This window comes from Ruegeria sp. CI5, assembly GCF_056536885.1.
In genome coordinates this window covers 1,082,542-1,107,099 of record NZ_JBQFQN010000001.1, presented here as the reverse complement: position 1 = coordinate 1,107,099, position 24,558 = coordinate 1,082,542, and the positions used below count along the sequence as shown (strand labels likewise).

At 59.4% G+C, this 24,558-nt stretch carries 21 protein-coding genes; 6 read left to right on the top strand and 15 right to left on the bottom strand.

The window, feature by feature from the left end:
• Nucleotides 1-51 precede the first annotated feature (51 nt).
• From ACR0BA_RS05515 to ACR0BA_RS05485, 7 genes are all read right to left on the bottom strand, one after another.
• Nucleotides 52-1,056, bottom strand: a complete 1,005-nt coding sequence (locus ACR0BA_RS05515; RefSeq protein WP_480726832.1) for a Gfo/Idh/MocA family protein — start codon at nucleotides 1,054-1,056, stop codon at nucleotides 52-54.
• The gene (locus ACR0BA_RS05510; protein WP_480726831.1) at nucleotides 1,053-2,555 is read right to left on the bottom strand and encodes a UxaA family hydrolase; all 1,503 of its coding nucleotides are present in this window, start codon (nucleotides 2,553-2,555) and stop codon (nucleotides 1,053-1,055) included. The genes ACR0BA_RS05515 and ACR0BA_RS05510 overlap by 4 nt, the downstream gene beginning before the upstream one ends.
• A 24-nt stretch (nucleotides 2,556-2,579) precedes the next feature.
• The gene (locus ACR0BA_RS05505) at nucleotides 2,580-3,530 is read right to left on the bottom strand and encodes a phytanoyl-CoA dioxygenase family protein (RefSeq protein WP_480726829.1); all 951 of its coding nucleotides are present in this window, start codon (nucleotides 3,528-3,530) and stop codon (nucleotides 2,580-2,582) included.
• Between the two features lie 10 nt (nucleotides 3,531-3,540).
• Nucleotides 3,541-5,163, bottom strand: a complete 1,623-nt coding sequence (locus ACR0BA_RS05500) for a TRAP transporter large permease (RefSeq protein WP_480726828.1) — start codon at nucleotides 5,161-5,163, stop codon at nucleotides 3,541-3,543.
• Nucleotides 5,163-6,005, bottom strand: a complete 843-nt coding sequence (locus ACR0BA_RS05495; RefSeq protein ID WP_174819626.1) for a TRAP transporter small permease subunit — start codon at nucleotides 6,003-6,005, stop codon at nucleotides 5,163-5,165. The genes ACR0BA_RS05500 and ACR0BA_RS05495 overlap by 1 nt, the downstream gene beginning before the upstream one ends.
• A gap of 16 nt (nucleotides 6,006-6,021) precedes the next feature.
• Nucleotides 6,022-7,191: a mandelate racemase/muconate lactonizing enzyme family protein gene (locus ACR0BA_RS05490; protein ID WP_480726827.1), complete on the bottom strand. Its 1,170-nt coding sequence runs from the start codon at nucleotides 7,189-7,191 to the stop codon at nucleotides 6,022-6,024.
• Nucleotides 7,192-7,269: 78 nt separating this feature from the next.
• The gene (locus ACR0BA_RS05485; protein WP_093961716.1) at nucleotides 7,270-8,283 is read right to left on the bottom strand and encodes a TRAP transporter substrate-binding protein; all 1,014 of its coding nucleotides are present in this window, start codon (nucleotides 8,281-8,283) and stop codon (nucleotides 7,270-7,272) included.
• Between the two features lie 198 nt (nucleotides 8,284-8,481).
• On the opposite strand from ACR0BA_RS05485, the gene ACR0BA_RS05480 reads away from it, so the two are divergent.
• Entirely contained in the window at nucleotides 8,482-9,132 is a 651-nt protein-coding gene (locus tag ACR0BA_RS05480) for a GntR family transcriptional regulator (protein ID WP_170450407.1), read from the top strand.
• On the opposite strand, the gene denD is transcribed toward ACR0BA_RS05480, so the two are convergent.
• Together denD and ACR0BA_RS05470 are read right to left on the bottom strand one after the other, a co-directional pair.
• A complete protein-coding gene (gene denD / locus ACR0BA_RS05475; RefSeq protein WP_480726826.1) occupies nucleotides 9,129-10,097 on the bottom strand; it encodes a D-erythronate dehydrogenase in 969 nt (322 codons plus the stop codon). The genes ACR0BA_RS05480 and denD overlap by 4 nt on opposite strands.
• Nucleotides 10,094-10,978, bottom strand: a complete 885-nt coding sequence (locus ACR0BA_RS05470; RefSeq protein WP_480726824.1) for an NAD(P)-dependent oxidoreductase — start codon at nucleotides 10,976-10,978, stop codon at nucleotides 10,094-10,096. The genes denD and ACR0BA_RS05470 overlap by 4 nt, the downstream gene beginning before the upstream one ends.
• 194 nt (nucleotides 10,979-11,172) lie before the next feature.
• On the opposite strand from ACR0BA_RS05470, the gene ACR0BA_RS05465 reads away from it, so the two are divergent.
• The 4 genes from ACR0BA_RS05465 to ACR0BA_RS05450 are packed head-to-tail and all read left to right on the top strand — an operon-like array spanning nucleotide 11,173 to nucleotide 15,500.
• On the top strand, nucleotides 11,173-11,931 hold the full coding sequence (locus ACR0BA_RS05465; protein WP_480726823.1) for an SDR family oxidoreductase: 759 nt from the start codon (nucleotides 11,173-11,175) through the stop codon (nucleotides 11,929-11,931).
• Nucleotides 11,928-13,724, top strand: a complete 1,797-nt coding sequence (locus ACR0BA_RS05460) for an IlvD/Edd family dehydratase (RefSeq protein ID WP_260065612.1) — start codon at nucleotides 11,928-11,930, stop codon at nucleotides 13,722-13,724. The genes ACR0BA_RS05465 and ACR0BA_RS05460 overlap by 4 nt, the downstream gene beginning before the upstream one ends.
• An 11-nt stretch (nucleotides 13,725-13,735) precedes the next feature.
• A complete protein-coding gene (locus ACR0BA_RS05455) occupies nucleotides 13,736-14,584 on the top strand; it encodes a fumarylacetoacetate hydrolase family protein (protein WP_480726821.1) in 849 nt (282 codons plus the stop codon).
• On the top strand, nucleotides 14,577-15,500 hold the full coding sequence (locus ACR0BA_RS05450) for a 2-hydroxyacid dehydrogenase (RefSeq protein ID WP_480726819.1): 924 nt from the start codon (nucleotides 14,577-14,579) through the stop codon (nucleotides 15,498-15,500). Before ACR0BA_RS05455 ends, ACR0BA_RS05450 begins: the two co-directional genes overlap by 8 nt.
• A gap of 17 nt (nucleotides 15,501-15,517) precedes the next feature.
• Here the strand turns inward: ACR0BA_RS05450 and ACR0BA_RS05445 are convergent, their stop codons facing one another.
• The 4 genes from ACR0BA_RS05445 to ACR0BA_RS05430 form a co-directional block, all read right to left on the bottom strand.
• The gene (locus ACR0BA_RS05445; protein WP_480726818.1) at nucleotides 15,518-16,519 is read right to left on the bottom strand and encodes a HupE/UreJ family protein; all 1,002 of its coding nucleotides are present in this window, start codon (nucleotides 16,517-16,519) and stop codon (nucleotides 15,518-15,520) included.
• Nucleotides 16,516-17,346, bottom strand: a complete 831-nt coding sequence (locus ACR0BA_RS05440) for a peptidyl-prolyl cis-trans isomerase (RefSeq protein ID WP_480726817.1) — start codon at nucleotides 17,344-17,346, stop codon at nucleotides 16,516-16,518. The genes ACR0BA_RS05445 and ACR0BA_RS05440 overlap by 4 nt, the downstream gene beginning before the upstream one ends.
• A 150-nt stretch (nucleotides 17,347-17,496) precedes the next feature.
• The gene (locus ACR0BA_RS05435; protein WP_480726815.1) at nucleotides 17,497-19,422 is read right to left on the bottom strand and encodes a DUF3604 domain-containing protein; all 1,926 of its coding nucleotides are present in this window, start codon (nucleotides 19,420-19,422) and stop codon (nucleotides 17,497-17,499) included.
• Nucleotides 19,423-19,616: 194 nt separating this feature from the next.
• On the bottom strand, nucleotides 19,617-21,278 hold the full coding sequence (locus ACR0BA_RS05430) for a Na/Pi cotransporter family protein (RefSeq protein ID WP_480726813.1): 1,662 nt from the start codon (nucleotides 21,276-21,278) through the stop codon (nucleotides 19,617-19,619).
• Between the two features lie 169 nt (nucleotides 21,279-21,447).
• Here ACR0BA_RS05430 and ACR0BA_RS05425 point away from each other — a divergent pair, with 169 nt between their 5' ends.
• Nucleotides 21,448-22,281 carry a DeoR/GlpR family DNA-binding transcription regulator gene (locus ACR0BA_RS05425; protein WP_480726812.1) on the top strand — a complete coding sequence of 278 codons (834 nt, stop codon included), beginning with the start codon at nucleotides 21,448-21,450 and terminating at the stop codon, nucleotides 22,279-22,281.
• Between the two features lie 137 nt (nucleotides 22,282-22,418).
• On the opposite strand, the gene ACR0BA_RS05420 is transcribed toward ACR0BA_RS05425, so the two are convergent.
• Entirely contained in the window at nucleotides 22,419-23,396 is a 978-nt protein-coding gene (locus tag ACR0BA_RS05420; protein ID WP_480726810.1) for an oxidoreductase, read from the bottom strand.
• 139 nt (nucleotides 23,397-23,535) lie between these two features.
• Complete coding sequence (locus ACR0BA_RS05415; RefSeq protein WP_480726809.1) at nucleotides 23,536-24,417, bottom strand: AraC family transcriptional regulator; 882 nt, start codon at nucleotides 24,415-24,417, stop codon at nucleotides 23,536-23,538.
• Nucleotides 24,418-24,558: the final 141 nt, after the last annotated feature.

Genomic DNA, 24,558 nt, shown 5'->3' with positions numbered 1-24,558 from the left:
GTAGTCATTGGTCTTTTGAATGGTCAGAAATTTTGCTCTGCCGCGTCTTAGTCAGGCCGGCGCCCGCGCTCGAGCGGTTCGCGCCTTCAGCTCCTGTTCGATGCGTGATGTGACTTCGAGCGTCCGGGCTGCATCCTCGACGTCGATCAAAGGTGGGGCGCCATCGATCACGTCAAGGAAGTGATCCAGTTGCGCCTCCAGCGGTGTGCGTGTCTGGTCCGGCCTTGGAAGTTGGTCTTTTTGGGCCGCAGTGCCCCAATCCTGTCCGCGCCACAGGGTCATGGATGGAAAACTGAAGGCGCCCCTGGTTCCCGTGATCCACATCATGTCCTGGCGGGTCGTGCCGATGTTCGGATTTTCGCCGGTTCCGGCTTCAAACCCCCAAGGGCTGGGCGCGGTGTCGGCAAAGCTGATGGTACCCGTCGCGCCGTTTTCGAATGCGATCGCGACAGCGCCGCTTTCGATCCGATCCGATCCGCGGATCGACGCGCCGGGCAGGGCGACGACATCCGAGATTTCTCCGATCACAAAGCGCAGGACATCGATATCGTGCACGAGATTGATCATCACCGGGCTGCCATCGGAAGTCCGCCAGTTCTGTTCAAAATAGCTGTCGGGTTTACGCATGGCCCACAGCAACGAGACGTTGATGACTTGTCCGATCGTACCTTGCGCGATCACCTCCTTCAGGTGCTGCAAGGTTGTGTGGTACCGCCTATGGTGGCCGACCAGGCTGCGGACATTGGCCTCGCTAACGGCCGTCTTAAGGCGCAGGGCATCATCGACCGACGCGGCAACCGGCTTTTCGATCAGCATGTGCCAACCACGGGACGCGGCCAGAATGCCATGTTCGGCATGCAGGCGGGTCGGCGTCGCGATGATGACACCATCCACTGTGTCCTGCACCTCGTCCATACTGGCAAAACGCGGCGCGTCGATCTGGATCGAGCCATCCGGATCGGCCAACCCGACCAACGTGCAGCCGGGATGCTCAATGACGGCGCGGACGTGGCGGATACCGATCAATCCGCCGCCGGCTACGAGGATCTGTTTCACATCACCGCTCCGATTTGCCAGGGAACGAATTCGTAATCACCCAAGCCCTGTGCCTCGGACTTGGTTCGCGCGCCCGAGGCGACTTGGAGCAGCCGTCGGTATATCTCCTGTCCTTTTTCTTCGACGCTGACGCCTTTGGTCAGAATGTCGCCCGCGTCCACGTCCATGTCTTCGGGCATACGCGCCGCCAATTCGGAATTGGTGGCGATTTTCAGTGTTGGTGCCGGTTTGGACCCAAAGGCCGACCCGCGCCCCGTGGTAAAACACACAAGGTTGCACCCGGCCGCGATCTGGCCGGTCACCGAGGCTGGGTCGTATCCGGGGCTGTCCATGAAGGTGAAGCCTTTGGCGGTGATGGGTTCGGCGTATTTGAATACACCGGTCAAAGGGGTGGTTCCGCCCTTCGCCGCAGCCCCCAGCGATTTCTCGAGGATGGTCGTCAGACCCCCTTGCTTGTTGCCGGGGCTTGGGTTGTTGTCCATCGAACCGTGATTGCGGGCGGTGTAGTCCTGCCACCAATCGATCAGTCCGATCAGTTTTTCCCCAGTTGCGCGGTCAAGGGCACGGCGGGTCAAAAGATGTTCGGCTCCGTAGATTTCGGGCGTCTCCGCGAGGACACCCGTGCCATCTTGAGCGACCAACAGGTCGCAGGCATATCCGAGCGCCGGGTTCGCCGTCACACCGGACCAAGCGTCCGATCCACCACATTGCAGCGCAACCATCAGTTCAGACGCCGGGGCTTCTCTGCGCTTTGCCTCATTGGCAATGGGCAGCATCTGGTTGATCTTGCTGATGCCCATTTCCACGGTCCGACGCAACCCGGCAACGTTTTGGATGTTCATCGTCTGGAAGGTTGGACTCTGCTTCAACCCATATGCGTCCAGCAGCCAGTCGATCTGGTTCATTTCGCAGCCCAGACCGACCATCAGAACGGCAGCGTGGTTGGGATGTTTTGCAAACCCCCACATGACCCGTTGAAGAGCTTCGAAACCGTCGCCGGAATCTGCCATTCCGCAGCCCGTTCCGTGGACAATGGCCACCACGCCGTCGACATTCGGATACGCGGCAAGCTTGTCCGGCGTGAAGTGGTTAGCGATCATGCGGGCCGCCGTAGCAGAACAGTTCACGGTGGTCAGAACCGCAATGTAATTGCGCGTGCCGACCCGACCGCTGTCCCGATGGTAGCCCATGAACGTATCGACCGAGGTGGCGGGTCTCATAGGCCTGTGATCCGTCGCAAACTCATAGTCCACGCTGGTGTTTCGGAACTCGACATTATGGGTGTGTACATGATCGCCGGGGTGGATCGGTTGGGTGGCGTAACCAATGATCTGGGCGTATTTTCTGACCGGATCGCCGGGTGCAAGGGTCGCCGTGGCGACCTTGTGGCCCGATGGGATGCGCGCATTGGTCGTGACGCCTTCGACCACACTGCCGGCCTCCAGCAGCCGAGTTGCAACCACCACGCTATCCGTTCGATCTAAACGTACAAAAGTCATAATCAGCTTTCCTGGCGGCTGCAGCTAGGCGCAGAACGGCGAGTCCGATGTCCACCGGTGAATATCTATATGCGGCTGTCCAGACAGCCTTGCTCGTGCCGCCTCCCAATTGGATTTGCAGACACGCCAATCCCGCAGTTCGGATTCGGGGCGCGATCTGGACCTTGCGATGAAGCTGGGGAAATGGTCCCGACCGGTGGGCTGGCCTGCTGCACTGAAGCGGATGTCGAACGACCAGCGGAACCGGTCCGTTTCGTTGACCAGCGACGCATGTGGCGTCAGAGGATGAAACAGGATGATCCCGCCCGCCTTGACGGGCAAGGGCACGGCTCGGTCTTCGTCAATGAACCCGTTGGCAATGCCTGTCTGCGTCCGCGCGCAATGCGGCAGGATGGATTGGTCCTTTGCCTTAGGCAGCACTTGCAGGCAGCCGTTCTCGATCGTTGCATCGTTGACGGCAATCCAGACCGTGACCATGTCGGTCTGGTCCGCATCCTCCAACGCAACTGCCCGGTCCTGATGCCAGTCCGTTGCGGTGATATGCGCGCGCACCTCATCCTTGGACAGCTTGAGGGCAGGGGGCTTCAGCCGAACGTGCTGGATCGGATTGCTCACCAACTCTGGCCCGATCAACTGCTCGACGATGTCCAGCATGGGTTGGGCCGTCAGCAGGTCGAACACGGCGGGCCCAATATGGAACGGTGTGTCAGCCATGATCCGGTCGCCGGGCAGCGAGATGTCCAGCGGCTGGAAATAGTCGCAACCGGCCTGATAGGCGGACAGAAGTTTGTCCCAGAAGGTCATTCCTGACGGCTCGTCCTTGACCAGTCCCTTTTCGTACCAACCGTCATAGAGCCGGTTCAGGACATCCGAGTATTCGGCCTGTACCCGATCCAGGACATCGCCGGGAATTACATCCTGGACCACGAGGTATCCGTCCGTCTGGAACTTGCCAATCTGATCTTGTGTCAGCATGGGTGCAACCTCACAACAGCAGCGCGATGATGCCCGGCCAGATCAGAAGAACGGAAAGCGCCAGCAGCTGGATCCCGATGAATGGCAGGAAGCCGCGGAAGATATCCGTCAGGCTGATATGCGGCGGGGCCACGGATTTCAGGTAGAACGCCGCCGGGCCGAACGGGGGCGACAGGAAGCTGACCTGCATGTTCATACAGAACACGACGCCAAACCAGATCGCGACATGGCTGGGCTGCAACCGGCCGATGAGTCCGATTTCCTCGATGGGAAGGCGCAGAACGATCGGTAGAAAGACCGGAATGATCAAAAGCACGATGCCGACCCAATCCATGAACGCGCCCATGAACAGCAGGATCAGCATCATCACCAGAATGACCAGCATGGTCGGCAGGTCCTGCCCGACGATCAGGTCGGCCACGTATTGAGGTCCGCCGGCAATGGTGTAGGCACCCGCCAGCGCGGCGGCCCCGATGGTGACCCAGATGATGGTGCCTGTTGATTTCAGTGTCCGCATCAAGCTGTCCCAAACCAGCTCGAACGATCCTTCGCCCCGTAGGATGGCGATGATCAGAACGGCGAAGGCGCCCATGCCTGCTGCCTCGGTGATGCCTGTGATCCCGCCATAGATCGAGCCGAGAACGACGCCGATGACGACCAGCGGCGCGACGAGGCCTTTACCCATTTCCCACCCGATTTTGGCGCGCTCTCTGCCAAAGACGAAGAAGATCAGCAGAAGGGCGACGATCGTAATACCGGCAAACCAGGGCAGGTAGTCAGCTGTCCCCAATCGCGCGGGCTCGCCCTGGCTGGCAGCGTTCGAGCCGGAAAGCTCGAAAAACGCGGCCCGGATAAACAGAACGGTGGAAAATCCGGCGACGACGATACTCATGAAGGCGGCAAACAGTTTGCGCTTTTCAGCCGGTTCGGGGTCGTTCGGATCCGGTTCCGGAAGCGGCGCGTGGTGAGGATTCAACTGCGTGCGGATGATGATGTACAGGATGATCATCGAGGCCAGCATGAAGCCCGGGATGAAGGACGCGGTAAACAGCGACTTGATCGAGGTTTCGGTGATCAGCCCATAGATGATCAGAACGATCGAGGGCGGGATCATGGTCCCCAACGATCCCGAGGCGCAGATGACGCCGATGGCGAGGTTCTGATCGTAGCCGAGGCGCAGCATCTGGGGCAGGGCGATCAGACCCAGCAGGACCACCTCACCGCCGATGATGCCGGACATGGCTGCCATGATCACCGCCATGATCGAGGTCACGATCGCGATGCCGCCACGTGTTCTGGACAGCCAGACATTCAGCGACGAATACATGTCGCGCGCGATCCCGGATCGCTCCAGCAGCGATGCCATGAAGATGAACAATGGCACGGATATGAGCACGTAGTCCGTTAAGAGCCCATATATCTTCTGCGCCAGAATATATAGCGGCCCAGTCCCCGGGCGTCCGGTCAGAATGCCATCGCCGAATGAAAACGGGTTCAAAAGAAGTGTTGGCTCGAACTTCAGAACAAGAACCAGAACCGCAAGCGAGGCCGAGGCCAGACCCAGGGGCATCCCGATCGCCAGAAGCACGATCAGGGCGACCATCAGGATGAGTGAGATCGTTCCAATATCCATCAGTCTTGTCCCACCGCTCGTTTGATCATTTCAATTTCGTCTTCGTCCGGTTCATCCGTGTGGATTTCCGGTTCTTTGTTCCAATCCGCGATCAGGTTCAGAACGGCCTGCATGGCGACCAGGGTGATCACGATCAGGACCATGGGCTGCAACGTCGCCGGGATCGGCGGGTTGAAGGCCGAGCCATAAAGCTCCCATTTGTAGAGTTTGTTGACGAAAACCTGCTGATAGCTGCCGTAGACCAGAAAGAACGCGAACATCACGATCAGGATGGTCGAGATCGTGTCGAACACCCGCTGCAACCAGCGAGGAACCGCATCATACAGCAGAAAGATCCGGATATGGCTGCGTTGCTGCATGGCATAGTAGCCGGACATCAGGAACACGAAGCTGGCGAACCACAGTGTCATCTCGTTGGCCCATTCGGTCGGCTTTTCGAGGATGTAGCGCATGAAGACTTCGTACAGCATCACCACCGTCATGATGGCGATCATCATCATCGTGACCCGGCCGATGAAAAGGGCGAAGCGGTCCATCGCAGTCGTGCCCTCGTATTCCATCGCGGCCGGCTGGACGGTCTTGGTTCCGATCACCGCAAGGATCGGCAGCAGTATCAGCGCGCCGATATCGACAATGTCGACAAATCCGCCGAAAACCCCGGTCATTTCGGGCGTCACGTCGCTGCGCAGATAGATTTCCGTTACCTGGCTTTTCAGAGATTCGGATGTGTAGGGCAGCCAGTCCAACAGGAAGGCCGGCAGATGCCAGACGAGCCAACTGGCCGTTGCGACGAAGGCGAGCGGGATGAGCCACTCCAGTATTCCGCCTGAGTTTTTTTGCATCACGTAGCCCTCGTCCTTATCCGTCGATCCGGTGGTGATCGATAAATTCCAGGTCCGGCTCGACACCCAGTCCGGGGCCGGTCGGGATCGTCACGCGGCCTTTGTTGGCCTTGACTTGTTTCTGTATCTCCAGCGGAACGGTCAGCAGATCGTCGCGGAACTTGTTGTCCGTGGTGTCGAATTCCAACATCGGTTCCCACGGGTGCAGCCCGCCCGGCATTACCGGCATTGCCGCGAGCAGATGCAGGTTGGTGGCCACAGCAACCGCACTTCCCCAGACGTGATTGACGACCGGGGTGAAGTGTGCGTGGCACAGCGCAAGTACCCGCAGATACTCCGAGATTCCGCCCAACGCGCACACTTCGGGCTGAGCGATATCGACACTGCGGTTTTCGAGAAGCGCGCGCCATGCCCAGCGATTGAACACAGCCTCGCCCCCCGAGATATTGACCTTCAGTCCAGCGCGCAGTTCGCGATAGCCATCAAGATCCTCAGGGGCCACCGGCTCTTCAAACCAATAGACGTCAAGCTCTTCCAAGGCACGGCCCACATAAAACGCGTCCGAGGTCGTGTAGGCATGATTTGCGTCGACCATGAAGGGGAAGTCGTCTCCAACCCCGCGACGCACCGCCTCGCACAGCTGTACGTCTGGTTTGGGTCCGAAACCGGTCTTCATCTTGGTGGCGACAAACCCCATGTCCCTGATCGTTGCGGCTTCGTCCTTGAACCGGGCGGCAAGGTCGGCGGTCGGCTCATCCCGCAGCATCATCCCGTAGCCGTAGCAGGAAACGCTTGACCGATGCGCGCCGCCGATGAGTTTGTGCAGCGGCAAACCGGCCACCTTGCCGACGATGTCCCACAGAGCGATGTCCACGCCGGACAGCGCCTGTATCGGCATTCCGCCTTGTCCATGATCTCGCAGAAGGTTGTACACCTTGTGCCAGATCACGTCCTTGTCCAAAGGGTCCAGCCCCAGAACCATCGGCTGAATGACCTGTTCAACGATGGATTTGTTGGCTCTTGCTACGTTGCCGGGGCCAAAACACTCTCCCCAGCCGGTCACGCCTTCGTCGGTTTGAACCTCGACCAGATGGGTTGTGCGCTTGTCATAATACTGCTGCGAATACCCCAGGACTTCGGGCATCTTGTACTGCAGTACATGGCTGGTGATCTTGGTGATTTTCATGAAATGCAGGGTCCCGGGCACATTCGGAGAGGCCGTCAGCACGGCCTTTCCGATTGTCGTTGAATGGCCGAAGCCCGATTATTGCATTGCGCCCAGATCGCGCAGGAAGTTGATGTGGCTTTCCAACAGCGCCTTGGCCTCTGGGGTCGTGGCGAACTCGGTCCACCCGACCTGAACGGCTGCGCGGTAGGCGGCCAGATCTTCCGGCGACCATTCATACAGCTGAACGCCTTTGGCCTTCAGGTCCTTGGCGGTCTGAGCGTTCTGCACTTCGTTGATCGTCGCATTGTGCAGCGCCAGGCTGTCCATTGCGACTTCCATGATCTTTTTGTGATGTGCAGGCATCGCGTCCCAAACGTCCTTGCGGCAGGCCAGGTGGTCTGCGGGCATCGAGTGGAAGCCGGGATAGTTCGTGTGACCGGCGATTTCGTACAGTCCCAGACCCACGTTGTTGGTCAGGTTCGCAGCATCCGCGCCGTCGATGATGCCGGTTTCCAGAGCGGTGAAGATTTCGTTGAAGTCCATCACGATCGGCGATGCGCCCAGCTCGGCAAAGACCTTGGTGGCCAGGCCCGGGGGCGAACGGAATTTCCAGTCTTTGAAGTCATCGACCTTGGCGATCGGCTTGGTCGAGGCCAGAGATTCCGGCCCCGGGATCCACCAGCCAATGAATTCCATGTCGTAGCCGTTGTACAGGTCATTGACGGCATCTCTGCCGCCACCGTGCAGCAGCCATGCCATTTGCTGATAGGGGTTTTGGTAACCGCCCAGCAGATCGCCCGCGAACTGGAAGGCCGGGTTCTTACCGGTCTGATAGCCGCCGCCGGTCATGTCGCAGTCGAGGATGCCTGTCGCCGCGGCATCGAAGGTTTCGACCGATTTGACCACCGAGGACGAGTAGAACATCTCGACTTCGATCTCGCCGTTCGACATTTCCTGGATGTCTTCGACGTATTTTGCCGCCATCTGCCCGGACAGCGTCTCGGGCGAGAAATGGGTTTGAATTCTGAGCTTGGTCGTTTCAGCCACCGCGAAACCGGCCGCCATCGTCGTTGCTACGGCCGCAACAGCCGCTGTCTTGACTATTTTCATATTGTCCTCCCAGACGTTGAGCAGTGCGCCGGGTAGGAGATCTTGCCGCCTCCCTTGTCGACACGCTGCTAGACGTTAAGCGGTCGAATCGAATGCAACAAGTAAAATATGAAATTTTCAAGAATTTCGAGATTCTTGCAATAAATCGAAAATACGACTAGGACAATAAGTGGCCAGACCTGAAAGGTGCAAACCGGAATGAGTGAAGAAGTAGATATTTATCAGCACCTTAAAATGCGTCTGATCTCGAACGGATTCGAGCATGGTGCCAAGGTTCGGGCCGAAGAGTTGCGCAAGGACTATGGGTGCTCGGCCAGCACGGTTCGCGAAGTTCTTTTTCGTTTGTCATCGGTGGGTTTGGTGGACTTTCAGGAGCAGAAGGGCTTTCGCGTCCCGAAGCGTTCACCGCAAAAACTGATCGAGCTGACCCACATCCGCGTTTTGCTGGAGGGAGAAGGCACCGCAATGTCGATCCGCAACGGCGGGGTGGATTGGGAAGCCAGACTGACCGCGGCGCATCACAAGCTGAGCCATATCGAAAAGCGCATTCATGCCACCGACGACCCCAGCGAGCTGATCGAGATCTGGTTTGCCTCGGAAAAGGAATTCCATCAAACGCTGATCTCGGCCTGCGGATCGGAAACGTTGAAGCAGATGCACGGCCGAATTTACGCGCAATTCCGGCAGCAGCTGATGGTGGCGGACCGGCGGTTCGAGTTCATCTCCGAGAACATCCGGCATCACGCCGACATCCTCGAGGCCGCATTGTCCGGCGATGAGCAACTGACCAAGCAGAAGATTCATGACCACCTCAAGCGCCACCTTACAGGCAAGACGATGGGCGACTAAGCGCGGAAGTCATCCTCAAGATAAACGCGGATGATGTCTTCAAAGCTCGACTCTGCGCGGAAGCCCAGCTCAAGCGCGCGGTCGGTTTGAAAGTCGCGTGGCCAGCCTTTGACAATGCGCTCTATGTCGGGGTCGGGAACATGCTTGATCAGGTTGACCGCGTCTTGACCGGCGACAGTGCGCAAAGCTTCGATCTGTTCGGCGACCGTACAACTGATGCCGGGCATGTTCAGGGCGCGCCGGTCGTTCAGCAGCGTCGCATCAAGATCGGCCGCGTGGGTCAGAAATCTTGCCGCTGCCCGAGGGCTGGCGTGCCAGTGGCGAACGGTGTCGTGGACCGGCAGAACCGCCTCGAGCCCGTTCAGGGGCTCCCGTATGATACCCGAAAAGAAGGAGGACGCGGCGGCATTTGCCTTGCCGGGCCGCACGCACAGCGTCGGCAGCCGCAGGGAGATGCCGTCGATGTATCCTTTTCGACTGAAGTCGGAAATCATCAACTCGGACGCAGCCTTCTGCGCCCCGTAGCTGGTCAGAGGGGCGCACAGGAATTCATCGTCGATCCTTGCGGGGAAAGGGGCGCCAAAGACGGCTATGGACGAAGCGAAGACCAGCCGCGGGCGGTAGGCGCCGCTGGTGGCGTTATGCTCGTCCCTCAATGCGTTCAGCAGTGCCCAAGTCGTCATCAGGTTGACGTCCCAACCAAGGTCAAAGTCAGCTTCTGCCTGACCCGAGACAATCGCGGCCAGATGAAAGATCACGTCAGGGCGCTGAGCGGCCAAAAGCTTGGCCGAGTTCGGGGCCGCGATGTCGCCAACGATTTTTTCTCCCGGTGCACCGTCGGCCGGAAATGAAAGGTCGAACAATGATACACGGGCGTCCGGGCCAAAGGTCTGCTCGGCCGAAATGTGATGCGCCAGCTTCTGACCGAGCATTCCACCGCCGCCGATGATGAGAATATGCGTCACGACATGCCATTCCGTTTTCTGAGTTCGAGGTAGAGCGCAGAATGATCCAGCTCGGCCCCATCCATTTCGTTTATCAGGTATTCGAACCGGTCGCGTACGGCTTGCGTATTCGGCAGTGCCAGGCCGAGACCGCGCGCCTCAGCCAGGGTGTTGTCCAGATCCTTCAGTTGAAACTTTGAGAGCCCGCCGGGAACGAAGTCCCGGTTGGACATGCGCTCCCCGTGCTGTTGCAGGATCACGCTGTCGGCAAACCCACCGCGCAGCGCGGCGCGCAAAGCAGCCGGGTCTGCGCCACCTTGTTCGGCCAGCAGGGTAGCCTCGGCAACGGCGGAAATCGTGACGGCAACGATTGTCTGATTGGCCAGTTTGCACAACTGTCCGGCGCCGCTGGGGCCGACATGCACGGGGCGCCCCATGGCGGACAGGATTGGCAGTACCTCCTGCATGACCTTCTCGTCGCCGCCCACCATGATCGCCAGCGAGCCCGCCTCGGCCCCCTTGGTGCCACCGGAGACCGGGGCATCCAGATGCCGCAGGCCGAGGGTTTCGAGTTGGGCCGACTGCGCGCGGGCATGTTCAGGCTTGGCGCTGGACATGTCGATCCAGACGGCACCAGGTTTCAGCTGGTCGTAAAAGGAAGGGGCTTCCAGCAGCGCGCCGGTTGCGTATCCGTCGGCCAGCATGGTCACGATCACATCGGCTTGGGCAACCGCGTGGGCCGGGGTGTCCGCAACCGTGGCACCTTGGTCCGCCAATGGTCGTGCCTTTTCGGCGCTGCGGTTCCAAACGGTCAGGGGAAAGCCTGCCGCAAGCAGGTTTCGTGCCATCGGCGCCCCCATTAGGCCGGTGCCCAAAAGGGTCACTTTGCGCTTTTCGCTCATACTTGCTTATCCTCCTTCGGGCCGCACCACGCATGGTTATAGCCAAACCAAAATCTCTGTCATACGCTAACGGCATCAAGTTCCTGCGCCAAAGCCTGTCGCGTGTCCATGCAGAATTTTTTGGTGCTGCCCGGTCGCACTCGGGCCCGGGGTCGTGGTGTTTGATCGCAAGTAGTGAAAGGTAAATTTTACATATGTCAGAAAGACTTGTGGGGAAGCGCGTCCTTGTGACGGCCGCCGGACAGGGTATCGGTCGTGCCAGCGCAATCGCAATGGCGCGCGAAGGGGCGCAGGTGTTTGCGACGGATATCAACCTCGAAAACCTTTCTTCGATTCGGTCCGAGAATCTCGAAAATATCGAAATTTTCGAGATGAACGTCACCGATGACGCCAGCGTCGCTCAGGGGGTTGAGCGGGCAAATCCGGACGTGTTGTTCAACTGTGCGGGCTTCGTGCATCACGGGACCATCCTGGACGCCACCGATGAGGAGTGGGATTTTGCGATGGACCTCAACGTGCGGTCCATGATGCGCACAACGAAGGCTGTGCTGCCGGGGATGGTCGAACGGGGCGGTGGCTCGATCATCAACATGTCTTCCGCTCTGGGGTCGATCATCGGCGCGCCCAACCGCTTTGTCTATGGCGTGACCAAAGCTGCGGTTGTGGGGCTGACGAAATCGGTTGCGGTTGATTTCATCACAAAGGGCATTCGCTGCAACTGCATCTGCCCCGGAACGGTCGACAGCCCCAGTTGGCGCGATCGGGTCGAGGCCTTGGCCCAAGAGCTGGGCAGCAGGGAAGAGGCCATGGCGCAGTTCGTGGCTCGCCAACCCATGGGCCGCGTCGCCAAGGCGGAAGAAATAGCGGCACTGGTCGTCTACCTGGCAAGCGATGAGAGTGCTTTCACCACAGGACATACACACATAATCGATGGGGGGTGGTCAGGCCAATGACGAAGATAACAAAGGACGATCTGCGGTCGCGGAAATGGTTCATGAACTCGGAGAACCTCGAGATGACCGCGCTGTATCTGGAACGGTATCTCAACTACGGCCTGACCCGCGCCGAGCTTCAATCCGGCAAGCCAATCATCGGCATTGCGCAAACGGGCAGCGATCTCAGCCCGTGCAACCGCCACCACCTGGAATTGTCCAAACGTGTGCGCGACGGGATCATCGCGGCCGGTGGCACGTGCATCGAAATTCCGGTGCACCCGATTCAGGAAACGGGTAAGCGGCCGACTGCCTCGCTGGATCGCAATCTGGCCTATCTTTCGCTGGTCGAGAGCTTGTTTGGTTACCCGATCGACGGCGTGGTGCTGAACATCGGTTGCGACAAGACCACGCCGGCGCTGTTGATGGCGGCCGCCACCGTCAATATCCCCGCAATCGCTCTGTCGGTCGGCCCGATGCTGAACGGCTGGTGGAAGGGTGAACGCGCTGGGTCGGGAACCGTGATCTGGAAGGCTCGGGAAGACCTTGCTGCCGGTGAGATCGACACTGATGAGTTCATGGAAATCGCGGCGGCTTCGGCGCCTTCTGTTGGCTATTGCAACACGATGGGAACGGCGACCACGATGAATTCCCTGGCCGAAGCCTTGGGAATGCAACTGCCCGGGTCCGCCGCGATACCGGCCCCGTACCGGGAACGCGGACAGATCAGCTATGAAACCGGAATGCGCATCGTCGAGATGGTGTGGGAGGATCTGCGCCCAAGCGATGTCATGACGCGGGCGGCATTTGAAAATGCGATCGTCATCAACTCGGCGATAGGTGGATCGACGAACGCGCCGATCCATTTGAATGCGATCGCCCGGCATCTTGGCGTTCCACTCAACAACGATGACTGGCAAAGCCTGGGTCACGACGTACCGCTGCTGGTAAACATGCAGCCGGCCGGGAAATACCTTGGAGAAGACTACCAGCGCGCCGGCGGTGTCCCTGCCGTGGTCGGTGAGTTGATTGATGCCGGATTGCTGCCCAACCCCGATGCGCTGACGGTCAACGGCCAGTCGATGGGCGAGAACTGCGGGACACGCCGGTCGCTGAACGACGACGTGATCAAGCCGGTGAGAAATCCGGTCAAGCATCAGGCCGGGTTCATCAACCTCTCGGGCAACCTGTTCGAAAGCGCGATAATGAAGACATCGGTGATCTCGTCCGCTTTCCGCGAGGCCTACCTGTCGAACCCGGATGACCCCAATGCTTTCGAGGGCCGGGCGGTCGTTTTTGACGGGCCTGAGGACTTTCATCACCGCATCGATGATCCGGCAGAAAACATCGACGCAGACTGTATCCTGATCATGCGCGGTGCGGGGCCCAAAGGTTACCCGGGCGCGGCCGAGGTGGTGAACATGCGGCCGCCCTCATACCTGTTGAAACAAGGGATCGAAGCTCTGCCCTGCATCGGTGATGGGCGCCAGTCCGGCACGTCCGGAAGCCCGTCGATCCTGAACGCCTCGCCCGAGGCGGCCGAAGGCGGCGGGCTGGCGCTGGTGCGAAATGGCGACCGGTTGCGCATCGATCTGGGCAAAGGGACGGCGGATATGCTTGTTCCGCTGGAGGAGCTGCATGAACGCGCCCGCGAACTGGAAGCTGCAGGTGGCTATTCGGTCCCGTCCGACCAGTCACCCTGGCAGGAGATCTTCCGCGAGAAGGTCGATCGTCTGGATCGCGGCATGACGCTGAAGGGCGCCGACAAATTCAAGGACATCGCGCGGCAATTCCTGCCGCGGGACAATCACTAAAAGGAACCGAAATGAAACTTGTTCGCTACGGAGCCGCAGGGTCGGAAAAGCCCGCGTTGGTCGACTCTGCGGGTCAATTGCGGGATTTGTCCGCCCATGTCACCGATATCACCGGTGAAACGCTGGGCGACGCCGAGCTGGACAGGCTGCGCGCAATTGATCCCGAAAGCCTGCCGATTGTTGAAGGGGATCCGCGGATCGGAGCTTGCGTGGGCAAGATCGGAAAATTTCTGTGCATCGGACTGAACTACTCGGACCATGCTGCCGAAACGGGCGCGGATATTCCCAAGCATCCGATCCTGTTCTTCAAGGCAAATTCCGCCATCGTGGGGCCTTATGATGACGTTGTGATGCCGCGCGGGTCCACCCATACCGATTGGGAATGCGAGTTGGGTGTCGTGATCGGAAAAACGGCTAAATACGTCTCCAAGGCTGATGCTTTGGACTATGTCGCCGGCTATTGCATCGTCAATGACGTGTCCGAGCGGCATTTCCAGACGCAACTGACCGGACAATGGACCAAGGGCAAGTCCTGCGACACGTTCGGTCCGACCGGCCCGTGGCTGGTCACCCGCGATGAGGTTCCCGATCCTCAGGCGCTGGGCATGTCCCTGGATGTGAACGGTCAGCGGATGCAGACCGGGAACACGGCCACCATGATCTTTACCGTTGCCGAGATCATCGAGCATCTGAGCCAGTTGTTCACCCTTCATCCCGGTGACGTGATTTCGACCGGCACACCGCCCGGGGTCGGCATGGGGATCAAGCCCGATCCGGTCTATTTGAAGAAGGGCGACGTGATGGAACTGAGGATCGACGGGCTGGGCACACAGCGGCAGAAGGTCAGTCAGGATGACTGAGCTGTTGCAGATCGGCGGGATTACCGACCGGATGAAAGATCGGCTGTCCGCCGCATTTGATATTCGCCAGTTGGACGATTTTGATGCCCCGCGCACCACGCATGTGGTCACGAACGGACATGACGGCGTGCCGCCCGACCTGATGGCCCAACTGACAAACCTGAAGATGATCAGCGTCTATGGGGTTGGATATGATGCGGTCGATGCAACGGCTGCTGCAGCCCGCGGAGTTGTCGTAACGCACACCCCGAATGTGCTCAACAACGAGGTCGCAACCACCGCCGTTCTGCTGATGCTGGCCTGCTACCGAGAGCTTGTGCGCGACCATGAATACGTCCGGTCGGGGCGATGGGAAACAGAAGGCAATGCCCCTTTGACCCGATCAGCCGACAATCAAAAGGTTGGAATTCTGGGGCTTGGCCGCATCGGCCAGGCGATTGCCGACAAACTGGCACCGTGGTCGCCCGAAATCTCTTATCACACCCGCAGTCCCAAGGATGTGCCATACCGATATTTCGACAATCTGGTCGACATGGCCAAACACGTGGATGTGCTGATTTGCATAACACCGGGCGGGCCGTCGACCAACAAGCTGGTCAACGCCGAAGTGATGCGGGCGTTGGGGGCCGGGGGCACGCTGATCAATGTCAGCCGCGGGTCCGTTGTTGAAGAGGCGGCTTTGATTGACGCGCTGCAAAGCGGTACGCTTGGCTGGGCAGGGCTGGATGTTTTCGAAGATGAACCTCGCGTTCCACAAGCGTTGCGCGAGTTGCCAAACGTGGTTCTGTTGCCGCATGCGGGCAGTGCTACTGTCGAAACGCGTGCCGCGATGGGCGACCTGACGGTCGACAATCTGTTGCAACATCTCAAGGACGGATCGGTTCTGACTGCCGTGCCGGAATGCAAAGGTCTGTGAATTGACCGCTTGGGCGCTCAGAACCCGTTGACCCGCTCGATCAGCCAATAGAGCGATATGCACCCGATGGCATAGCCTGTTACGGGGGGGGCCAAGCGGGTCACCCAACCGGCGTTTCGTGGCGCGATAAGGCGCCACATCGCAATCAGAAGCGCGAGCACTGCGATAAAGGCAAGCTGACCGGCCTCGACGCCGATGTTGAAAGCCAGCAGCGCTGCAGGGATCTCTTGCGAAGGCAGGCCGATTTCAGCCAGAGCACCGGCAAAGCCAAGCCCATGCAGCAGGCCGAAACTGAAGCAGACGATCCACGGGTATTGCTCGGATAACCGCAGCTCGCCCTCTTTGTGCCTCAGGATTTCCAGAGCAAGGAATACGATGGACAAGGCAATAACGGCTTCGACGGGGCCGGCGGGCACGTTGAGAAACCCAAGCGTCGCCATCGCCAGCGTCAGCGAATGCGCGACTGTGAACGCGGTTATCGCACTGACCAACCGCCATGGGTTCCGCACCAGAACAAAAAGCGCAAAAACGAACAACAGGTGGTCCCAGCCGCCCAAAATGTGTTCGAACCCAAGCAGGAAGTAGCTGCCAAAAACCGACCAGATCGTAGGCTCCGCCGGAACCATCAATTCGGCCTCATCAGGCGTAAATCTGAGCGTCACGGGTTCAGTGTTCAGCGGTCGAACGCGCAGCAAGACATCGTTCTGCTGGCGCTCCAACCCGTCTATGGCCACAACATGGCCCGCGATTTCGGCATCACATTCTGCAATCCAAGAAGACACCCAAGCCTGGTTTTCCGCTGTTGGCTCCGGGCCATTTGCCGGCGCGCAATGGTCGGGCAGAACCGCATCGATCTCCATGGGTTGTCCGTTCACGTCGGGAATACGCCAAAGGATTCTCCAGGTGCCCGGCGCCAGTTCGTTCAGGTCCAGATAGCCGGGGTCAAGCGCGTGTGCTCGGCTGGATTGTGGAACCATGCCCAGCCAGAAAGCCAGCAGAACAAAGAAGACCGTCTTCACGAGCCGCCCTCTGCGGATTCGGGTGTCTCGACCCGGTACCGGGCGGCGAGGCTTTCGTATTGAGCCTGCGCCAAGTCCTGAGCCGTCGCCCTGCGCCAATCGTTCAGAACGGAGTCGTAGATCTCCGCGAGCGGTGGGAGGTAGCCGGGCTTTGCCTCGGTCACGCGGACAAGGTGCTGTCCGTATCCCGAGTTGATCGGGCCGATCCAGATCATCGGCTCGCTCCCGTCAAGCAGAGACGCGAACCCGCGCCCAAAGGTTGTGTCGATTGCGCCCGCGGCTGTCAGTGGCATCGACCGCGCCAGCAAGGACGAAACACCAACGCTGGACCAATCCGCGCCACCGTTCAAAGCTTGCAGGGTGTCATCGACAACGTCCGGGTCAGGGGCATCCCCAAGATAGACCTGATCAAACGCGATCAGGGTAGGAGTCGTGAAGCGGTCTGCGTTCTGGGCCAGATGCTCTTGCAGAACAGCGTCTTCTGGGGCAACCGAGGACGCAATTGCGGTGGTCAGAAACTCCATTTTTCGGGCAAGGCGGGCCCGGATCACCTGATCACCACGGTCCAAGCCCAGCTTTCGGGCCTCGCGCACAAGAATTTCTTCGCGGATCCTGGAATCGATCAGGGCCTGCAACTCGGCGTCGGTGGGTTGACGTTTCCAGCTGGCCTCGAACCGTGTTTTCAAAAGCGCGATGTCGTCGCCGTCAATTGTGATCGTTTCGGTCTCTACCGGGGGCTCGGCCTCGTCGGATACAAGATAGAACCAGCCGAAAATGGCCAGCCCGATCAGAATGAAGTGGAACAGCGGTTCATTGAAAAAGCGCATGAAAGATCTGACCTGCTGGCAATTCGATACCCGATCGTTGATCCCAACGGCCCGTCATGTCAAATCGCCGATTTCAACTTGGGGTGAAGATGTTGCTGCAACGACCCCGGCCCAAGGGCGCGATCCCGCGCCCCCGGTTTCGGTCTTGGTTCATTCGCTGGCAGGCGTGTACCAGATCGGTGACGAATACGCCCGTTCCTGATGGATCAACTGGGCCTCGGCCGGCAGATCGATTCCAAAACGAAGCTTGTCGTACAGCACCCAGCGCGGGGTCGGGATTTCCAGAACCCGCACGTAGTAGAATGCCCGCGCGTCGGGATCGAAGTCGGGATCCGTCCAAACGGTCACCAATTCCGAAGCGCCGATCGAGTTGCTCCAGCTGGCGGTGTCCAGATCTACGGTATTGCCGACTTCGGGAAGGTTGCCATTGGCATCCAGCGCACGATCGTCGGACCAGGCTACGTTATAGACCTTTTCCTGAAGCGCGCCGTCGGCATCCAACCAGCCCTTGACGACCTGAACTCGATCAAGGTTTGCACCGACGGGGTCGCGCAGCGCGCCGATCAGGAAAGTCGGTGCGCCTTCACCCTCGGGCGGACGCAGGTCACCGCCCATCGGCACGCCTTTGGTGTATCCCACATCGGCCACCAGACGCGTCAGCAGGTCGGACTCATCGAAATCCCATCCGCCGAAGAAGCGAAGCCCGATGCGAGGCCCGGTCGTGGCGTATGTCTCGCGTCGCTTGAACGCGTCGAAAACGGCCGAGCGCGTATTCTCGGACGCCCAGACTGCGGTGTAGCCCGATGCGACCAGCGTATGCCCCTCAAAGGCGCCCAGATCGCTTTCGACAAAGGGGTGCAAAACGCGCGTGGCCGACGGCTCGGCACTTACGGATTTGCCGAAATAGTTGTCTTCCTCGGCCGTGGCCAGCGACGTATGGCTGTCCGTCGCGCCGCCCATCCCGAACTTGTAGGGGTTCACGCCGAATTTCTCTTCAAGCATCAGCCCGCGCTTCAGCGCCTCACGCGCATATTCGCCGGCCAGCATGTCATCGGTTTTCAGCTCGGAGATATCGAGGTTCCCGACATCCCAGTTTTCATAGTCGGCAAATGGGTCGTCAGGGCTGAGATAGGGATGGGCTTCGCCGTCACCCTTGATCTGGGTGACCTCGTAATGCGGCTCCCACTTGGCGCGGTTCTGTACGTATTCCTCATCCACCTTGCCGCCGTGATAGGTGTCTTCGGTCGGGAACATCCAGCCGTTCGACAGATTGCCGTTATGCGCGAAGGCAACGGCACGGCCTCCGGTCTTGGCTTGGTACTCCTCGAGCCACGCATAGAGTGCCTTCGGATCCGTATTCCCATAGGGCGGCTGCGTGACCGGCGGCACCATCTGCAGCGCACGGATCGGGCCATCGCGCAGCATGACGTTTCGATGCAGGTTGAATCCCTTGGGCACCGAGGTCCACTCGAAACCGATGAACGCTGTGAAATTGCCCGGGTCGTTGTGCCGTTCTGCGGCCATCACGATATGTTCCCAAGTAAACGCAAAAGCGTCCGCTCCGGGGCTGTATGATTCAAGCAGGTCTTCCGGCAGGGTCATCTGCGAGAAATTGGAAATGATGTCGAACGCCGCTTTGGCAGCTTCGTCCCCGCCCGCAGAGTATCCTTCGTACCATTCCAGACCCTTGGGATGTGCCAAGACCCCTGGATTTCCAGCCTGCAGGTCCGGGGCAAACCCCATCAGGTCCGTGTGATCCGTAAGAACCATCCAATCCAGTGGGCGCGCAAGCCGAACCGGCTGTCCGGTCGACGAGATGACCTGTTGGCCTTTGGCAAATCGCCAGGCGTCATCCGGCAGCAGCGTATTCCCGAACGTTCCGGCGTCCAGTGACAACCCTGTGTGCAGGTGCGTGTCCCCCCAAAGAGGGCGCTCCGGGAATGTCCGGTTGGCATAGGGCGAGAACGGACGCTCGGCAAAGGTTCCCTCTGCAGCTTCCTTGGTCGGCACAGCGTCGGCGAGAACGCCTGCCGGGCCGAGTGTCAGCAGCATTGAACAGACGTAGAGTCGCAGCATGAGAACCTCCCAATTCAACAGCTTCGAATTCAAAGAAACGGTTTTATGTCATAACATTCTGATATGACGATAGCATGCGAGTGGGGCCGACTGTCAATTCTGCCGGGTTCAGGAAGTCAGAAAGCCTTGTACTCACGAAAGGGCGGGAGCCTTCGCTGCCGGTCCTTAAAAGTACAATCCGAAGATTGCCGTGACTAAGGTGCGTCCGAGATTATGCGCGGTTTGGCCAGGCGGCTTTCCAGAAGATCTCCCGTCTCTTCGGCGATCGGGTAGGCCACAAACGCCAGCGCCGCGTTGATTTGCTTCAATAGGCGCAGCGTCTCCTGGTGGATATTGGTCGTCTCGATACTGGCCGGACCCCGACTTTGCAGGCGCTTCAGGTGGCGCTCCTGCAGGTATTGCTCTTCAATCCGGATCCGATCCTTTTCGGCCACCAATTGGCAAGCCGCCTCAGCGTCGCCGGTGGTCAGAATGCTCAGAGCCAACTGGCCGTTCGTTGTGATCTGATCGTGGAATTGTTCGATGTCGGTCAGACCTTCCTTTGAAAAGGTTATGCCCTCGTCAGCCATTTTTTTCGCCAGCGCCACAAGGTTGACCGCGATCCGGTCGGCGGCCTCTTCAAGGTTGTTGGCCATCGACACCAGCTCGAGTGTCTTTTTCTCCTGCTGAGGTGTCAGATCGCCTTCCCGCAGACGCGAGACGTAGATTTTGATGTCAAAATGCATGCGGTCGACATCGTTCTCCCGCAATTCGATGGTGCGGGCCAGTTCGGGGTCCCAGTTCCGGAACAGATGAATGGTTGGCACCAGCATCGCCTGAACCGTTTCAGCCATGCGCAGCAGTTCGCGCTGTGCGCAGGCCAGCGCCAGAGGCACGTGGTCCAGTGCGCTGGGGTCCAATGCGGTCACGTTGTCGGCGGTGATGCTGGAATGGCGGGGAACGAACGCGTCTGCCAACCGGATCAGCAGGTTGGTGAACGGCAGCGCAACGACCAGAAGGGCGACATTCATCGCAATGTGCAGCATCACCACCTGTTGACCGGGCGCTGTGCCGAACACGGATATGTTCAGTACGCCGGTCAGCAGCAGGGCCAGCGCCACCAAAGTGACACAGGCCCGAGCCACCAGGTTGGCAAGGACGATCAACTTGGCCGGGCGCTCCTGAGACCAGAGCAGGGCGAATGAGATCACAGCGCCACCGAGATTGGCACCGATGACCAGTGCGGCGGCCACCGTGCCGCCAACCAGTGCCGACGCCGCGAATGTGGCAAAGGTCAGCACAGCGGCAAGGCTGGAATGCATGAGCCACGCCAGAATTGCGCCGACCACATAGGCGCTGATCAAGTCACTTTGAAAATATGCGGCAATGCTTTGAACGATTGGGCTAGCCCCGATTGGCACTGTGGCTTCGCGGATCATTCCAAGCGACAACAGCACCAGGGCAAAACCGATGGTGATGCGCCCGATTTGTTTCGTCCGCCGTCGACCGGCTTTCAAAAACACCACGACGCCGACCAGCAATGCGAATGGCATCACCGCCTGGACGGGCAGGGTCAGCACCTTTGCCATCAGGGCGGATCCCACCTCTGCCCCCAGCAGCAGCGCAAGGGCCGAGGGTGGGGCCAGCATGCCCGATACCGCGAATCCGGCTCCGATCAATGCAACTGCAGTCGAGCTTTGCATAAGCATCGCTGCCATACCGCCACCCAATGCAGCGGAGATTCGGTTTTCAGACAGGATTTTCAGGCCGCGTTTCAACTCGGGCAGGAACGCTCGTTCCACTCCGGTCCGGATCAACCGGACAGACCACAAAAGCAGGGCGACGCCGGCCGCCAGATGGGTGGCCAGCACGATCATGCGTTCAATACCTTGTTTGCGCTGCGCCGTTGCATGGCCAACATTTTGCCTTCCACAATGGGGTGAGTCCGACGATTTTCATCACCAGTTTGAGGGTAATGCAACAAAATATTTGCAAAAATGAGGTAAACGCCACAGAAATTGAATGTCGTCTAGCCGGGGCAATAGGATGTCAAAGGCCAAAACACGTCAGAAACACAGCAAGAAAGGGCGGGATCGGCTGAAAAAGTCCGATCGTCGCCAACGTATCCTGCTTGAGCTCAAGCTGCGCCCGCACGTGCGCATCAGTGATCTGGCCCGCAGTTTCGACGTATCCACCGAGACCGTCCGCAGGGATTTTGACGCGCTGGCCGAAGACGGCCTGATTGCGCGTGCGCACGGTGGCGCGTCGGCGCCGGTGCAAGGGCATTATCTCAGCCTGGACGAGCGCAATGCGGCCCGGGTTGCCGAACGCGAGCGGATAGGAAACGCCGCCGCTGGCCTTGTGCGTGAAGGTGAGACGGTCATGATCGACTCGGGCTCGACAACCGCTCAACTGGCGCGCTCATTGGCATATCGCGACATACGTTGCACTGTCATCACGAATTCTATTCCGGTGGCCGTGACACTGGGCGGCAGCGCGGCCGAGGTGATTGTTTGCCCCGGTGCTTATCTTGCCGCCGAGGCTGCCGTCGTTGGTTGCGAAACGCTGGAGTTTCTGGGCCGGTTCAACGTCGATCGCTGCATGATCGGCGCGTCGGGATTGTCCGATGATGGCCCCAGCGAGCCGATCGGTGATATCGCCGCCGTCAAACGCGCGATGCTGGGCCGTTCTGCGGAACGCCATCTTCTGCTGGATGCCCAGAAGTTCAATCACAAGCAGTTGCACAAAGTGTGCGAACTGTCGGATTTGGATACGTTGATCGTCGACACGGTCCCGCCAAGCCAGTTGGCCGTGGCGCTGGGCGTGTCAGATGTCGAACTGTTGATCGCCGATCCTGCGCCCGAGCAGGCTTTGGCCTGAACCGTTGGGGTTCAGCCCGGGCCAGGACCAGCGGCGCAGAAGGCTAGGGGGCGCGACTGCGGTCTAAAACCTTGGCGCTGCCTTATCCCTAAGAAGCGTAGTCCGGCCGGGATCATCCCGACCGGATTGCGTGGGTATCAGGCCTCTTGCAGTAGCCGTTCGCTGATCTCCCACAGCTTTTCGGCTGATTCGTCGTCGCAGGCATGTGCGTTGACCCCGAAATATCGGGCCGTCGGGCTGTTGGGGTCGGTCGGGGCAGCAATGTCAGCGTCCTCGCAATACACTCCTGGTTTGCCAACCAGCATTGGCGAAGTCGCCGCCCAAACCGTTGTTGACGCGCCCTGTTCGGGCGTCTTGAAACCCTCCTTGGCCAATTCGGACGGTTCGCCATCCTCGTTCAGCCAACCCAGTGCGATCATCTCTTCCTTCGGCAGGTGCCGTTGCAACGGGGTGAAGATCCCACCGGGATGTACCGAAAACGCCAACCCGCCGGTCTCTGCCAAACGGCGGGACAGGGCGTTGGCAAACAACGCATTTGCGGTCTTTGCTTGGCCATAGGCCTGCCATTTGTCGTAGTCCGTCTTTTCGAACTGGATATCATCCCAATGCACGTCGCAAATCTTGTGTGCGGTTGAGGAAAGAGCAACGACCCGCGCGCCCGGCGTTTGCTGCAAAAGCGGCAGCAGCAACTTGGTCAGGGCAAAGTGGCCCATATGGCAGATACCGAATTGGGATTCCCAACCGGGTCCAACACGGGCCTCGGGGCACGCCATGATCCCGGCGTTGTTGATCAGCAGATCCAGGTTTTGCAGGTCGCTGGATACCGTCTCGGCAAACCGTCGGACTGATCCCAGATCTGCCAAGTCCATCGGCGTGGTTCTGATATTGCCATCCACGCTCGCAAGGCTCTCCCGCGCTTTGGCTTCCGACCGTACGGGAACGATCACCGCGGCCCCCTTGTCGGCAAGGGCGCGGACGGTTTCGAGGCCAATGCCGCTGTAGCCACCGGTTACGATTGCGGTCTTTCCGGTCAGGTCGATATCGGCCAACACTTCGGCCGCCGTGCTTTTTGCGTGAAATCCTGAATTTGTAGGAACTTGGTCGGGAACTGCCATCAGGTATCCTTGCGATTTCGGGGGCAACATCGCCCGGTTGCTTCATGGATGAACCTAACCTGTCCGCCTCGGGTGGGACACAGAGCTTCCTCCTCAACTCTTGCTCGATTCTCCGAAACCCAAGAGCAGAGGGTGCGGTTCAGGTCACGTGATCCCGGGTCAGTTCTCGGGGCGGAACGCCAAATTTCTTGGCGAACTCACGGCTGAATTGGGCCGGGCTTTCATACCCCACCGCGTGTGCAACGCTCGATACAGGCGTTCCTGTCTGCTGAAGCAGTTGGAAGGCCTCGGTCAGGCGCAGGTCTTTCTGGAACTGCAGCGGACTGTTGGCCGTGACCCGTTTGAAAGCGTCATAGAATACCGACGCGCTCATGCCCGAGATCGCGGCAAGGTCCGAGGCTTTGATCGTCGAGCGGTACTCTTTGCGGATATGCGCGATTGCCTTGGCAACCTGGTTGGCCTTGCTGTCCGCGCGGATGATACGGCGCAGCGCGCGCCCTTTGTCGCTGCGCAGAACCCGGAAATAAACTTCGCGGACGGCGGCGGCCCCCAGCGTTTGCTCTGCGATCGGATCCCTGCGCAAACGGAAAAGACGTGCAAATGAATCAATGACTTCCGCGTCAGCCTGACCGCTTTCCAAGGCCGGACCCGCATCGTCCAGCGAGGTGCCGCCCATGTCGGTGTAGACGCCCCGCAATACGCGCATGTCGATGCCGAGATACAGGGCGATGTAGGGGTTTCCGGGCGAGGCATCCACAAGGCCGGAGACCATCGGCAGAGCACTTCCCACGACAATGACGTCGCCTGCGTCATAGCGGACATGCTCGGTTCCGTATTGTACCGACTTGCTGCCCTGAAGCACCAGCCCGATCATGGGCTCAACGACCGAGCATGACGGGCGTTTGGATTGGCGCGTCTGGGCCAGAACCATGTCCCGCACACCACAGGGCCAGAAGCCGTCATCCAGCTGGGCCTCGGTAATCAGCGCCTTGGCGTCGTCAAGGAGTCTCTGCAGTTCCAATGGGATCTCTCCGGCCGGTCTACAAAGACTACAACCTGCATTTTTCCGCACAAGAGTTTCGGTCTGACATTCGGAGGATCAGGCAAGTCCGCCGGAGAAACAGCTGGCCGAATTTATAGAGGCGTGCGGTCGAACACCGTT

Excerpts from the sequence above, each read along its gene's own strand:
- ACR0BA_RS05510 (WP_480726831.1), bottom strand. The coding sequence starts at position 2,555 with ATGACTTTTGTACGTTTAGATCGAACGGATAGCGTGGTGGTTGCAACT.
- ACR0BA_RS05505 (WP_480726829.1), bottom strand. The coding sequence starts at position 3,530 with ATGCTGACACAAGATCAGATTGGCAAGTTCCAGACGGACGGATACCTC.
- ACR0BA_RS05500 (WP_480726828.1), bottom strand. The coding sequence starts at position 5,163 with ATGGATATTGGAACGATCTCACTCATCCTGATGGTCGCCCTGATCGTG.
- ACR0BA_RS05495 (WP_174819626.1), bottom strand. The coding sequence starts at position 6,005 with ATGCAAAAAAACTCAGGCGGAATACTGGAGTGGCTCATCCCGCTCGCC.
- ACR0BA_RS05490 (WP_480726827.1), bottom strand. The coding sequence starts at position 7,191 with ATGAAAATCACCAAGATCACCAGCCATGTACTGCAGTACAAGATGCCC.
- ACR0BA_RS05485 (WP_093961716.1), bottom strand. The coding sequence starts at position 8,283 with ATGAAAATAGTCAAGACAGCGGCTGTTGCGGCCGTAGCAACGACGATG.
- ACR0BA_RS05480 (WP_170450407.1), top strand. The coding sequence starts at position 8,482 with ATGAGTGAAGAAGTAGATATTTATCAGCACCTTAAAATGCGTCTGATC.
- ACR0BA_RS05470 (WP_480726824.1), bottom strand. The coding sequence starts at position 10,978 with ATGAGCGAAAAGCGCAAAGTGACCCTTTTGGGCACCGGCCTAATGGGG.
- ACR0BA_RS05465 (WP_480726823.1), top strand. The coding sequence starts at position 11,173 with ATGTCAGAAAGACTTGTGGGGAAGCGCGTCCTTGTGACGGCCGCCGGA.
- ACR0BA_RS05460 (WP_260065612.1), top strand. The coding sequence starts at position 11,928 with ATGACGAAGATAACAAAGGACGATCTGCGGTCGCGGAAATGGTTCATG.
- ACR0BA_RS05455 (WP_480726821.1), top strand. The coding sequence starts at position 13,736 with ATGAAACTTGTTCGCTACGGAGCCGCAGGGTCGGAAAAGCCCGCGTTG.
- ACR0BA_RS05450 (WP_480726819.1), top strand. The coding sequence starts at position 14,577 with ATGACTGAGCTGTTGCAGATCGGCGGGATTACCGACCGGATGAAAGAT.
- ACR0BA_RS05440 (WP_480726817.1), bottom strand. The coding sequence starts at position 17,346 with ATGCGCTTTTTCAATGAACCGCTGTTCCACTTCATTCTGATCGGGCTG.
- ACR0BA_RS05435 (WP_480726815.1), bottom strand. The coding sequence starts at position 19,422 with ATGCTGCGACTCTACGTCTGTTCAATGCTGCTGACACTCGGCCCGGCA.
- ACR0BA_RS05430 (WP_480726813.1), bottom strand. The coding sequence starts at position 21,278 with ATGATCGTGCTGGCCACCCATCTGGCGGCCGGCGTCGCCCTGCTTTTG.
- ACR0BA_RS05425 (WP_480726812.1), top strand. The coding sequence starts at position 21,448 with ATGTCAAAGGCCAAAACACGTCAGAAACACAGCAAGAAAGGGCGGGAT.
- ACR0BA_RS05420 (WP_480726810.1), bottom strand. The coding sequence starts at position 23,396 with ATGGCAGTTCCCGACCAAGTTCCTACAAATTCAGGATTTCACGCAAAA.